The sequence below is a fragment of the Limnohabitans sp. YIMB22184 genome, from assembly GCF_048020265.1.
In the GTDB taxonomy this organism is placed as follows: domain Bacteria; phylum Pseudomonadota; class Gammaproteobacteria; order Burkholderiales; family Burkholderiaceae_C; genus Limnohabitans_A.
The window spans coordinates 1,964,665-1,979,930 of sequence record NZ_CP171843.1 but is presented as its reverse complement, the minus strand read 5'-3'; the positions used below and the strand labels follow the sequence as shown (position 1 = coordinate 1,979,930).

Genomic DNA, 15,266 nt, shown 5'->3' with positions numbered 1-15,266 from the left:
TTGTGGGCGGCGTGCAAGTGCCCGCCACCTACGACCCGGCTACCGGCACCCTCACGCCCAACACCCCGCTGGCGGACGGCCCGCACGACATCACCTACGCCTTCACCGATGCTGCTGGCAACCCCGGGGCGCAAAGCCCGTCGCTGCCCATCACCATCGACACCACAGCACCGGCCAAACCCGCCACGCCCGACCTTCAGGCTGCCAGCGACACTGGCGCTGACGACGAAGACGACACCACCAGCGACACCACACCCACCTTTGACACCGGCATCGTCAACGACCCCCAAGTCGCCAACGTCATCCTGCTGGTCGACGGCGCACCCGTGGCCGCCACCTACGACCCAGCCACTGGCGCCATCACGCCCAACGCACCGCTGCCCGAAGGCGAGCACGACATCGCCATCCAGGTGGTGGACGTGGCAGGCAACACCAGCCCGGCCAGCGACCCGCTGCCGGTGATCATCGACACCACAGCCCCGGCTGCGCCTACCAACGCGCCCGACATGACCGCGGCCACCGACAAGGGCACCAGCTCCACCGACAACCTGACCAGCGACGCCACGCCCGACTTCAACATCGGCCCCGTGCCCGCTGGCAGCACCCCGGTGCTGCTGGTCGACGGCGTGCAAGTGCCCGCCACCGTCACCACCGACGGCAGCGGCAACACCGTCCTCACGCCCACCACGGCCCTGACCGATGGCGCATACAGCATCAGCTACGCCTACACCGACCTGGCCGGCAACACCAGCACCGCCAGCCCGGCGCTGGCCGTCAACATCGACACCGCCGCTCCTGCTGCGCCTGCCGCCGTGCTGGCCGACGCCAGCAACAGCGGCTCGCTGGCCGACAACATCACCAGCGACAACACGCCCACCATTCAAGGAAGCGGCGCCACGCCCGGCGACACCATCACCCTGTACGCCGCCAACGGCACCACCGTGCTGGGCACAGCCGTGGTCGCTGCCAATGGCACTTGGGCCATCACGCCCACCAGCCAACTCGCCGACGGCACGCAAAACCTGCAAGTCAGTGCCACCGACCCGGCCGGCAACGAAAGCACCAAGACCCCCGTGCCTGTCGTCATCGACTCAATCGCACCGGCAGCGCCCACTGTGGCGAGCCGTTTGACCGACGACACCACCCCCACCATCTCTGGCACCGCCACTCTGGCCGCCGGAGAAAAACTCACGGTCACCGTCAACGGCGCCACCTACACCATCGACCCGGCCGCCACCACACAGCCCACCGGCATCGGCTACAACAGCGGCACCGGCGCCTGGAGCGTGGACACTGGCGTGGCCGTGCCCACCAGCGGCACGCTCGGCACCTTCCCCGACGGCCGCTACCCCGTCACGGCAACGGTCACCGACGCCGCTGGCAACGCCACCAGTGACGCCACCACCAACGAACTGCGCATCGACACCACCAGCCTGACCGTGGCGCTGACCAGCCCCAACGGCACCACCTACACCAACGACACCACCCCTGTCATCACCGGCCAGGTGGCCGGCGTGGGCGACCTGGCCAACACGCCAGTCACCGTCACCGTGGGCGGCGCCACCTACACCGTGCTGCCCGACAGCAGTGGCAACTTCAGCATCGACACCGCCACGGCCGTGCCCACCAGCGGCACCTTCGGTACCTCTGGCGCACTGCCCGACGGCAGCTACACCGTCACCGCCAGCGTCACCAGCCCCACGGGCGTGGTCAACTCCGACACCGACACCCTGGCGGTCGACACCACTGCTCCCGTCATCACCATCACCAGCGTGGCGGGTGACGACGTGGACAACGACAGCGGCACCCCCGCACCGGTCAACGGCACCTTCGACCTGACCAAACGCGGCTTTACTCTGGACGCCAATGCCACCAACGGCTTCACCTTCGATACCAGCGTCAAGACACCGCCTGTGATCAGCGGCACCACCGACGCCGCCGATGGCCGCACCGTAACCGTCACCCTCAACGGCAAAACCTACACCACCACCGCCAGCGGCGGCACCTGGTCGGTCACCGCTACCGATGCCGATGCCAAACTGCTCAACCACGGCAGCACCTACACCCTGACGGCCAGCGTCACCGACCTGGCCGGTAACACCGGCACCGACGTGAACAACGGCCTCACGGTCAACATCGCGCCGCCCGACGTGCCCACCGTGGTCAGCCAGACCACCGGCAGCACCACGCCCACCATCACTGGTGTCGCTCAAAAAATCGTCAACAGCGCCGCAGAAAACCTGGCCGTTGGTGACGCCCTGACCGTGGTACTCAAAAATTCGACGGGCACCACGCTGGCAACTTACACACTGACTGTCGGCGGCACCAGCAGCCCGACGGGTCTGACCTATAACACCACTACCGGTACCTGGAGTCTGGCTGTGTCGGCAGGTGTGCTGACTCAGCCCACCACGGCGCCGCTAACTTACAACGTCGACGTCAGCAGCACCGCTGGTGGCATCACCCGCAGCGACATCAGCAGTGGCGAACTCGTCATCGTCGCACCACCGTCCATCATCACCGCACCCACAGGCCAAAGCTGGACCAACGAAGTCTGGGGCAGCAGCAGCTCCGGCGGCGCCGTGCTCAACGTGGGCGAGGCTAGCGATGGCACTACTGTCCGCGTCAATCTGGTAGGCACCGGTGCCCAGGCTGGCCAAGTGGTCAGTGTCCAGTGGGACACGCAGACCGCCACTCAGTCACCGATACTGACTGCTGGCAACATCGCAGCCGGCTACATCGACATCGTGGTGCCCAAGTCGACTCTGCAGGCAGCCACAGCCGCCGGCACACGCGAGACGCTCAACGTCAGACCCACGCTACTCAGCGGCCCAAGCGGCAGCACCATTTCCACCGGCGCCGCCGTTGCGGCCACGGTAGATTTCATCGTGCCCGCAGCGCCAGCTATCAACGCCACCACCGGCGCCACCGGCAGCAGCAACATCAACGGCATCCAGGAAGCGGTTTACGACAAAAACCTCACGGCTTTCCAGACTAACGGTACGACCTTATCAAGTTACGGGCAAGACAACGCACTGTACTACTCAGAATTCTGGTCGGGCGGTTCATCTCCAGGCACGGTAGTACGCCTCCAGCTGCCAGCACTCAAAACGGCCAGCAATCCCACTGGTACCCAGGTGGGCGACACCATCACCGTCAATTGGGGCAACCAGAGCTTTGAGTTAACCACCAAGCTCACCAGCGCCCAGATTACGGCTGGCTACATCGACGTAACGGTGCCAACTGCAACCATTGCTGAAGCCGGTTACGGCACCATCTCGGTCAATGCCACCATCACTAGCGTCAGCAGTGGCAACACTTCGGGCACCAAGCCAGTGAACGTGAACGTAGTTTACGATCAGCCGCTGTTCAACTTGGCTAGCGTGTCTGACGGCTTCCAGATCGACGGCCGCTCTGCCAGTGAGTTCACCGGCCAAAAACTGGTGACTGTGGGCGACGTGAATGGGGACGGCTACGACGACATCGGTGTCATGGGCCAGCTCAAGAACGGCACTCAGGCCGCCTATGTGGTCTACGGCAAACCTGGTGTGGGCGAAGTGGATCTCTCCAGCTTTACCGGCGTCAGCAACACACAAGGCTTCATGATCGTTGCACCGGGCACCGTCTGGAGCACCTTCTCATACAACAACAACCCTTCCTATCCGGCACCTGCTTATCTGTCAGTTGGGGTTGAAGTATATGGTGGGGGAGATATCAACGGCGATGGCATTGCCGACATGGTCGTTTCCAGCCCGGACAGCCTGCCCGGCAAAACCTTTGTGATATTTGGCCGCACCAGCGGCAGCGCTGTGATTAACCTCAGCGCCATCAATGCGGCAGGCGTCACCACTGACGGCTTCACCATTGACCGCGGCAAGGTACAGGCCGAAAGCATCCGTTTGGTGGGGGACATCAACGGGGACGGCATTGACGACATCACGATCGACAACGTCGAACCCTACTGGCTGGACACCTTCAACACCCAGCGCAACGCGCGCGACCAGAACACCGCGCCCCTGGCATTCGCGACCACCGCCACCAGCAACGACCCGACCCCGGCCTTCGTGCTGTATGGCCGCAGCACCTGGGATACCACCGACACCCTGGCGCTCACATCGCTGGCCGCATCAGACGGCACAACCCTCACGGGCCAAGTGCGTGGTGTAGGTGACTTCAATGGGGATGGCATGAACGACATGCTGTTCTCCAACGGCCAGATCCGTCTTGGCGGCGGTAAAGGCACCATCACCATTAGCGGCATGCCTGAGGTGATGGTTGGCGAGGGCTTGGCCGATGTAAATGGTGATGGCTTGGCAGACGTAATCGTCTTCAATAACCAAGCAGGTTACCTGCATAGCAACACTTATACAAATGCTAATGGCGGCTGGTGGTGGAACGACGCTTATGTCATATATGGCAGCAGTGCGCCTACTAACATCAACATCACAACACTCGATACCGGGTCACAGGCGCTTGGTTTCCACATCCGTCCTAACTTTAACGGGGATGGAGGCAACGGCGTGATTAACAGCGCAGCAGTTGCCGGGGACATTAATGGAGATGGCTACGCTGATGTATTGGTGAGCATGACTGCGGGCACGGGCACCTCGGTCGACGGCATTGTGCGTGGCGAAACCTACGTCATCTACGGTGGCCCCACGGGCTCCAAGAACTACGCCTCGGCAGGCGGCGGCTTCTTCTCGCTGCAACGGGCGCTGGCACCCAGCGAGGGCTTCCGCATCAACGGCGCCTGCAGTGGCGACGCCTCCGGCACCTTCGTCTCGCCAGCCGGCGACATCAACGGCGATGGTTTTGACGACCTGCTGGTCTCCTCGCGCGCGGCCGACCCGCATGGTGTCATCAGCGCGGGCACCAGCTATGTAGTCTTTGGTGGCCGAGACGATTACACCGATTACATGGTGTTCCAGGGCAGTAATGGAGACCTTATCAGCTCTGTTGGCACAACTACCAACGACGTGCTCACCGGCACCAGCGTCAGCAACCAGATTGTTGCTGGCGATGGTGACGATGTGCTCATCGGTAACGGCGGGGCAGACGTCATGTATGGCGGTCGCGGCGATGACACCTTTGTGCTCAATCGCAGCAACCTCGACATGCTTTACCGAAATACTAATAACCCACAGGACATCGCCCGTATAGACGGCGGTTACGGCATTGACACCCTCAAGGTCGATGGTGCTGGTATTGGCATTGGCATGGGTGGTATCCGAGATCTGGCGCTGCAAAGCGTGGAAGTATTTGACCTCAGCGGCAGTGGCTCAAACACACTGACCATCAACCTGTCGGATGTGTTGCAACTCAGTGGCTTGAACAATTTCAACACTGCTAACGGCTATGTGGCTGTACCGGGCCAGGTGCCTACAGGCTGGAGTGCCACCAACCATCAGAACCAGATCAAGGTAGATGGTAATGGCGATGACTACATCAAAATAAACAATGGACAGTTCAGCGTCATTGGTCGCGTTACCGAAACCGCTACCGGCAATGTCTACCGTGTTTATCAAAGCGCGATATCCAACGCTCAGATTCTGGTATCCGACAAGGTCGGCGTGCCGCCAACAGTCAATCTGGCAGCCTGGGAGGCCCCCAACGGCCTGACCCTCACCGAGGCGCAAGACATCGACTCGCCCTCCACCGTGGGCGGCACCTACATCCGCATCACCACGGGCGATTCGCTGCCCGCTCTTGGCGACACCCTCCGCCTCAACTACGGTGGTCAGACGCTCACGACCACCATCGGTCAATACGCCCTCAACGTGGGCTATGTGGATGTCTTCATCCCCACCGCCACGCTGACCACCGAGACGCCGCTGGGCACGGCCGAAACCGTGGCCATTACCGCCAGCATCGTGCGCGGCGGCACCACGGTGACCACATCGCCCACGGCCAACCTGGATGTCAACTTCATCGCGCCCACCGCGCCCACCATCAACAACACTGCCTGGGCGGCCACAGGCGCTGGCAACACCAGCGCTGTCTCGGGCGTGGGCGAGGCGGTCTACGCCACCAACAGCACCACCCACGCCACCACCGGCACCGCCGACAACGCGCTGTATGTGTCTGAAACGTGGGACAACGGTACCGTGGTGCGCGTGCAACTGCCGCAGGCGGGCACGGGCATCGTGCCGCCCGCAGCGGGCGATACAGTGTTGGTCAACTGGGGCAGCGCCACCGGTGCGGCCAACAAGATCCTCACCGCCACCGACATCACCAACCGGTATGTGGACATCACCGTCCCCTACAACAAGCTCGAAACCCAGGCCTTTGGCAACGTCACCGTCACCGCGCAAATCAAAAACGCGGCAGGTAACCTGTCGGCCGCGTCCCCCGTGGCCTCGGTCAACTGGGTGTACGACGTAGCGGCTGGACAACTGGCAACCAACCCGCAATACGGCTTTGCCATCAACGGCCAGTTGGCGTCCGACTATGCCGGCTGGTCCATCTCCAACGCGGGCGATGTCAACGGCGACGGCTACGAAGACTTGGTCATTGGTGCAATGCAGAACGACGCTTCGGGCAGCAACGCCGGTCGGGCCTACGTGCTGTTTGGCAACTCCACCGGCGCTTACAGCAACTTTGACTTGTCCAGCCTCACGGTCGCGGGCAACAGCAACGGCTTTGTCATCAACGCACCGGCCATTGCCAACGCCTGGTATGGCTGGTCGGTCTCGGGCGGTGGCGACATCAACGGCGACGGCCTGGCCGATGTGGTCATTGGCAACAACACCAACTACGCATCCACCGCCACATCGATCCGTCCTCTGGATGTGAACGCTTCAGGAGCCGGTGGCCCCAGCTATGTGGTGTTTGGCCGCTCGGCCACAGCCGCGGTCAGCCTCAGTAGCCTGAGCGTGGCCAGCAACACCAACGGCTTCATGGTCTCGTCTCCGTTCGCCAACGGTTATTCGGTCACCGATGCCGGTGACGTGAACGGCGACGGCCTGAGCGACCTGGCCGTCACGGCGCCCAGCTACAACGGCCGCGCCGGCGTGGCCTATGTGGTCTACGGCAAAACCTCGGGTGCGCCGGTGGTCACCGCCTCGTCCAATTTTGTCAACAGCACCGAAGGCTTCGTCATCAACGGCGGCACGGTGGACGGCACCGTGGCCGCGCTCACCAGCGTCAGCAGTGGCGACATCAACGGCGACGGCCTGAGCGACCTGGTACTGGGCGGCTGGTACACCGGCACCTCGACTGGCAGCGTCTATGTGGTGTACGGCAACTCTGCCAGCGGGGAGCGGCCGATGGTGGATCTGAGCAGCCTGACCAGCGCCTCCAACACCCTGGGCTTCCGCATCGTTGGCGAGAGCTCCACCGGTGTCAGTGTGGCCGGTGCAGCCGACATCAACGGCGATGGCCTGGACGATGTGCTGCTGCAAAGCACCGCCGGTTACGCTGGCACCAACACCAACCAAGGTGTGGCCTGGGTGGCTTTTGGCAAGAAAGACGGCACCGCCGTCAACGTCTCGGCCATCGAGGCCGGCACGGCCAGTGGCTTTGCCATCAACCTGGGCATCACCTCGGGCGTCCACGGCGCCTTCTGGATCGACAGCGCCGGTGACATCAACGGCGACGGCCTGGGCGACATCATCGTCAGCCATGCCTATGGCAACCTGAGCCCCACCGCCGCAGGCGCTGCCTACGTGGTGTTTGGCAAAACCGGCACCGGCATGGTCAACGTGGCCAGCCTGGCCGCGTCAGACGGCTTCCGCATTCTGGGTGCGTGCGCCAACGATTACCTGGGCATGCGCGTGACCGGCGCGGGCGACGTCAACGGCGACGGCTTTGACGACATCGCCGTCAGCGCCCCCTATGCCGACCCGGCGGGCCGCACCGATGCCGGCATGACCTACATCGTCTACGGTGGCGCCAGCGCTTACCGCAGCAGCGTCTTCCAGGCCAGCAATGGCGACGTGATCGGCACCAGCGGCAACGACACCCTGACTGGCACCAGCGGCAACAACCAGCTGGTGGGCGGTGACGGCAACGACACCCTGACCGGGGCAGGTGGTGCCGATGTGATGTACGGCGGTCGGGGTGACGATGTCATCGTGGTCAACAACAGCAACATTGCCAGCCTGGCCCTCACCGGTACGGCGCAGAACATGCTGCGTATCGATGGCGGCACGGGCATCGACACCCTCAAGATTGAGGGCACAGGCGTCACGACCAATCTGGCCACCATGGCCTCTGGCCTGCAGGCACCCGACCCGGCGATTGTGAAGCTGACCTTGCCACCGACGCCAAGTGGCTGGTCCTACCGCACAACCACTGAGATCCAGGCGATCAGGGGGCAATACTGGACGACCACAAACCCCAGTGGTTTGTTTGAAACAGGGACGCTAAGTCAGTATGGGCTCACGGCTGACCAGGCTGGCATTGCCCTGCGATCCGAGGTGGGTTTCCAGCTGAATGTGAATCCGGGCGACGACAACGCGTCGATCAACATCGTCAAGCGCGCAGGCGAAACCATACGCATCACCTTTGCGGGCTTTGCGATGTATGCCAACGACAAGATCGATGTTTACTACGACGGTGAGTTGTATTACTCGACCACCGCTAACCCATTGCAGATTGGGGTTGCCAAGCTCTACACGATCGATTTGCCGGTCATCAATGAAAACGACATCAAAAAGTTGACCTTCGTGTCGACTTCGCCTGGCGGTGCTGCGAACTACGCAGGCCCGATCATGGCCAACTTCCAGATCACCTCGAACATCATCGATCTGCCGCCGATCAACACGGCACCGGGCGCGACGGTGGTGCTCAAGAACCTGCCGGTGGGTGCCACGCTCAGCGACGGCATGAAGTCTGTTGTCATCGTGGCTGACGACCCGGCCACGGCCACAGTCAACGAGTCGACGCAGACCGTGGATGTCACCTCTTGGGACATCCGCAAACTGACCTTGATTGTGGCGACAGTTCAGGACACACCGGCGTTCACAAACGGCAGCAAGTCCATCGTGTACTCGGTCACCGACATCAAAGCCAACGGCGATGCAGTCACGACCGATGTGAACTACACAGTGGGCAGCAGCACTGTGCCAAGTTTGCCGGACGTGGGCATGCCCCTCGATCTGGTCAAGAACGTGGAGCGGGTTGATCTGGGCAACCACAACACGGGTACAGGCAACACGCTCTCTGTCAGCCTGAAGAACGTGCTGCAGATGAGCAACGATGACGTGTTCAACACGACCAACGGCTGGACGCAGTCCAGCACTGGGTGGACCCAGGTGAGCGGCACCGCACCTACCGCCTGGGGTGCCATTAACCGTGGCAACCAGATTGTTGTCGATGGTGGTAGCGCTGACACTGTTGTTGTGGACGGTGCTTTCATCGAAGCCGGTAGAGTGACCAACAACGGTAATGTCTATCGCGTTTTGCAGAGCACCGTGGCTCAAGCCCAGATCATTGTGGATGCGGATGTTCAGCTCAAGCTCAAGCCAACCATCTACGGCGGTTTGGGTGAATTGGCCGGAACGCTGACGGAAGGTGAAGCCATCAGTGGCGGCGGCACCGTTGTGCGCGTAGCCATTGACAAAATTGGTGCAGCTATCGGCAACCAGATTCAGCTCAATTTGGGTAAGTACAGCGTTGTCAGTGGTGCGCTGACCGACACACAGATGAAGCAAGGCTGGCTTGAAATCAACGTACCCACAAATATCCTGTATCAAAACGCCCAAGATCAATTGCCTGGGGGCAGTATGCCCATGTATGCCTCCCTGGTTGCAGTCAACGGCAGCGGCGTGATGTCGGTGGTCAACCAGGGACCGACGATTCAGCAGCCTATCGATTTCCTCAGTCCAACGCCCCCGATCATCGATGTCACGGCCTGGGCGACTACCAACATCAGCAGCGACACCACGGGCATTCCCGAGGCCATGTATGAAACCAACTGGGCCATGGCAACCAGCGCCACCGGCACACCGCCCACCACGGGATCTGCTGACGGCGGCATCTATGTGAGTGAAGCGCTTTCAGGTGGCTCGACGGTACATGTGAAGCTGCCTAACGGCACGACACCGAGTTCGCTGCGTCCGCCGGTTGCGGGTGACAAGGTCTTGGTGGCCTGGGGCAATGCGACGCCCATCGAAGTGGTGCTGTCTGCAACGGATATCACCAACAAGTATGTCAACGTGAACGTGCCTTTCAGCACCATCGACGCGCAAGGTTTTGGCAGCGTCACCGTCACAGCGCAAATCGTGTCGGCCGCGACGGGCAACCTGAGCGACGCCGCCAAGGTGGGTGTGAACTACCTGTACGAATTGCCGTTGGCCTTGATCTCGGGCGGCACGCAGGGCTTTGTCATCAACGGCAGCACCAGCGCTGGAGAAACCGGCTTCTCGGTGGCCAGTGCCGGCGACGTGAACGGCGACGGGCTGGAGGATGTGATCATCGGCGCGCGCCGGGAGGACAACAACAAAGGCCGCGCTTATGTGGTCTTTGGCAAGACCGACACCACGGCGATCGATTTGACGGCTGTGTTGGCCGGCTCGGGTGGTTTTGTCATCAGCAGCTTGAGCAAAAGCGACTCCTACACCGGCTACGACGTGTATGGCGCGGGCGACATCAACGGCGATGGCTTGGCCGACTTGCTGGTTAGCGTGCCCGATTTCAACTCGTCGGCTTCTGGCCCGGGCGATGTGTTTGTGGTGTACGGTAAGGCCGACACGGCTGCAGTGCAGCTGAGCACCATCACAGGCGGGCAGAGCACTGGCTTCCGTATTTCGGGTGTGAGTGCTACAGCACAGGGCCAGCTTGGCCAGTCTTTGGCGGCAGCGGGCGACATGAACGGTGACGGCATTGGCGACTTCATCATCGGACAGCCTGGCCAGGGCAAGGCTTATGTGGTGTATGGCCGCCAGGACAATGCCACCATCAACATCACGGCGGTCGAGGCCGGCTCAGGTGGCTATGCCATCACGGGGCTGACTGGCGGCTCGAACTACTGGGATGCCAACGTAGGCGCCGGTGGCGATGTCAACGGCGACGGCCTGGCCGATGTGGTGATTGGCGACGGCAACCTCAACAACACCAACAACCGCGCCTTTGTGGTGTTTGGCAGCACCAACAACCCGGGCAGCTTTGTCGGCACCGCCGTGGGTACACGCGGGTTCATCATCCAGGGGGCCACCGCCACCGGCAGCAAGCTGGGCGACCACGTCACCATCGTTGACGACTTCAACGGCGACGGCCTGGCCGATGTGGTCGTCTCGGACGAGGCGCGCCGCGTGTATGTGGTGTATGGCAAGACCGGCAACACGACGGTGGCACTGGGCGCCAGCAGCGTGGATGCCACGGGTGCCGCAGGCTTCACCATCCTCACCAACGATGCGGCCGACACGGTGGGTTCGCTCATGGCCAAGAACGTGCTGGTGTCTTCTGCCGGCGACTTCAACGGTGACGGTTTGACCGACTTGCTGATTGGCGTGCCCACGGGCGACCCGTATGGCCGCGCCGATGCGGGCCGCAGCTATCTGGTCTATGGCCGCACCGGCGGTGTGTCGGTCAGCACCGGCAGCATGGCCTTCAGCGATGGCTTCCGCATCATTGGCGAGAGCGCGGGTGACTACAGTGGCTTTGCCATCTCGGCGGCGGGCGACGTCAATGGCGACGGCTTTGCCGACCTGGTGATGGGTGCTTATGGCACCGACTATGGTAGCCAGACCTTTGCCGGCAAGAGCTATGTGATCTTTGGTGGCATTGACCGTGTGACCAAGACGGCGGCGATCGACTTTTTGGGCGACGCCACTGCCAACGCGTTGTCTGGCACAACGGCCAACGAGCAGTTCATTGCCGGCGCGGGCAACGACACCCTCGTTGGCGGCGGCGGTGCCGATGTGATGTACGGCGGTGCCGGTAACGACACCTTTGTGATTAATGCCGACAACGCGGCAATGCTGGCGCGCAACACCGGCAACGACAGCCAGAACGTGGCCCGCATCGACGGCGGCACGGGGCTGGACAAGATCGTGCTGAGCGGCAGCGGCATGTCGCTGGACCTGACGGCCATCCGCTCCGAGGTGATCCACAACGTGGAATGGCTGGACGTTACCGGTACGGGCAACAACAGCGTCACGCTCAACCTGAACAACGTGGTGCAGATGAGCAACTTCAACGTCTACAACACGGCTAACGGCTACGCCGCAGTGTCGGCCAAGGAGCCTGCTGGCTGGGGTGCGGTCAATACCGATGAGCAGTTGCTGATCGATGGCAACACCGGCGATGCGGTTACCCTCAAAGGCGCCTGGTACGTCAGCGGCCAGGTGGCCAAGGAGGGTGTTGTCTACAACGTGGTGCAGCACGTCAGTGCCACGGCTCAGGTGCTGGTCCACGGTGACCTTGATTTGCATCTGCAGCCCGCCGTGGATGTCGGCTTTGGCGAAATCGTTGGCAAGCTCAACCTGATCGAAGCCCAAAGCGATGGCAAAACGGTGGTTCGTGTCTACATCGCCTACACCGGCGCTGTAGATGGCAATGCCTTGAGCTTGGACTGGGATGGTCAGACTGTGGTGCAAGCCATCACGGCCACTGACATCAGCAAGGGTTATGTGGATGTGGCGGTGTCCACCGCCACCTTGCTGGCAGCCACGGCCGACGGCACGAGCGAGTCGATCGCGGTCAGGGCTGACCTGCTGAGCGCGCCGACCAGTGGCAGCTTGGTGGTGTCTGGTGCCTCTGCGCAGGTGACGGTGGACTTTGTCCGCCCCACGGCGCCGATCATCGACGCCACAGCCTGGTCGACCACCAACAGCACCAGCGACACCACGGGCATTCCGGAGGCGCGCTACCAACTGTTGACATCCGCTTCGGGCACGTCTTTCCCGACCAGCGGCACTGCCGACGGCCAACTGACGACGTCCGAAGTGGCCAACGGCACTGTGGTGCGTGTGCAGTTGCCCATTGGCACGGGCTCCGCGCAGCCCCCTGTGGCGGGCGATACTTTGGTGGTTGGCTGGGGCGCGTTCAGCAAGATCATTGAGTTGACCCCTGCGCACATCACCAGCAAATACGTGGACGTGAGCCTGACGGCGACAGAGGTGCAGTCGCAGCCTTATGGCACGGTGGCTGTCACGGCCAAGCTGCGTTCAGCTGCGACCGGCAACGAAAGCAATGTGGCCGAGGTGCTGGTGAACTATGCATTTGAGTTGCCGCTGGGACTGGTGGGCAATTCGGTTGCTGGCTATGCAATCTTGGGACAGTCAAGTCTGGAGTCCGGCTACCACGTCGCGATGCTGGGCGATGTCAACGGCGATGGCCTGGATGATCTCCTCATCGGTGCCCCCGAAAGCACTGCGCCTGGTGGTACCGGTCGTTCGGGTCAGGCTTATGTGGTGTTTGGCAAGACCGATAACGCAGCCATCAATTTGACGGCTGTAGCGCAGGGCAGTGGTGGCTTTGCCATATACGGCAAGTCGACTGGGGAGTTTGTTGGCTGGGACGTTTCGTCAGTGGGCGATATGAACGGTGACGGCTTGGCCGACCTGTTGGTGGGGGCCACCTGGAACAATGGCAGTGGCACCTATTACGCCGGCAGAGGCTACCTGATCTATGGCAAGAGCTCGGGCGATGCGGTCTACACCAGTGCGCTGGGCTCGCAGGGCTTCACCATCTATGGTCCGGCAGGCCCAACCAGCGCAACACGCGACAACTTTGCCAATTCGGTGGACATGCTGGGCGACGTCAACGGTGACGGCATCAACGACCTGGGCTTCTTTGCCTCCAACGCGGGCAAGGCCTATGTGGTGTACGGCAAGACCGACAACAGCAACATCCTGGCCACGGCAGTAGAGGGCGGCACGGGTGGTTTTGCCATGTCGGGCCTGGCCAGCGGGATTGGTTTCTGGGGTCGCATTGGCGGCGGTGGTGACATCAACGGCGATGGCTATGACGATGTTGTCATTGGCGATGCTATTTTTGGCTCCAACAACGGACGTGCTTTTGTGGTCTACGGCAGCAGCACCGGTGTCAATCTGGCTGCATCCAGCAGTTTGGGTACAAGCGGCTTTGTCATCACTGGACCCACGGGGCAGAACTTTGTGATGGGCATGGACGTTGAAATTCTGGGCGACGTCAATGGCGATGGTCTGGCTGATGTCGGCGTGACAGCTGCCAACCGCACGGCCTTTGTCATTTATGGGGGCAACAGCACCAACCTGACCGTGTCTGCCAGCGCTGTCGATCCAAGCCGTGGTTTTGCCTTCAGTTTCAATGATCCAGACAACAGCGCGGCCACTTACGCGACCAACTATTACGGCCAGCAACTGCGTCTCGCCTCGATTGGCGATTTCAACGGAGATGGCCTCGCGGACTTCCTGGTGGGTTATGACAAGGGGGATGTGTATGGCACCCTGGACGCGGGCCGCGGGTATGTGGTGTATGGCCGCACATCGGGGCAGTCGATTTCAACCTCGACCATGACCGCCAGCGATGGCTTCCGCATCTTGGGCGAGTCTGCAAGCGGCTATGCAGGCTATGGTGTGGCCGGTGGTGGTGACGTCAATGGTGACGGTTTCAGCGATCTCGTGATCTCGGCATATGGCCAGTTTGGCACCGGCACGAGTGGCGGCAAGACCTATGTGGTGTTTGGCGGCTTGTCCGGCGGCACCGATCCGTCGCAAATCGATTTCATGGGCACGTCGGGCAGCAACACGCTCAACGGCACTGCGGCCAACGAGCAGTTCATTGGCGGCGCCGGCGACGACACCCTGGTGGGCGGCGGCGGTGCAGATGCGATGTTCGGCGGTACCGGCAACGACACCTTCCAGCTCAACGCCGACAACGTCGACCTGTCACTGCGAGCGCAGCGCGGCAGTCTGCAAGTCGACGGCGGCACAGGTCTGGACAAGATCGTGCTCGACGGCAGCAGCATCACCATGGACCTGACCGCCATCAAGGCCGATGTGATCCGCGATGTGGAAGAGATCGACATCACCGGCGTTGGCGCCAACACGCTCAAGCTGAACTTGTTCGATGTGCTGGACATGGGTTCCAACAATGTGTTTGACGTAAATGCCGCTGCGGTGGACACGCGCAAGCAGTTGATGGTGACGGGAAGTCAGACCGTTGTGCGTCAGGTCAATAGCGTTGATAAGGGCGATGACACGCTGGTGCTGAGCGATCTGTTGAATTGGTCGCAAAGCGGCACATTCAGCAGCGCCGGTCACACCTACGACGTCTACAACCACAACAGCGCCCAGGTGCAGTTGCTGGTGGACCAGAAGGTGGTGGTGTCTGAGTCTTGA

General features: G+C 61.9%; 1 protein-coding gene (running past one end of the window). It reads left to right on the top strand.

Annotation, left to right across the window (positions count from 1 at the left end):
• Positions 1-15,266 carry the 3' portion of an Ig-like domain-containing protein gene (locus ACHEXL_RS09105; protein WP_416559008.1) on the top strand. 13,528 nt of this gene lie to the left of the window's left edge, so 15,266 of the gene's 28,794 nt are visible here — the last part of the coding sequence; its start codon lies beyond the left edge, outside the window; it ends in the stop codon at positions 15,264-15,266.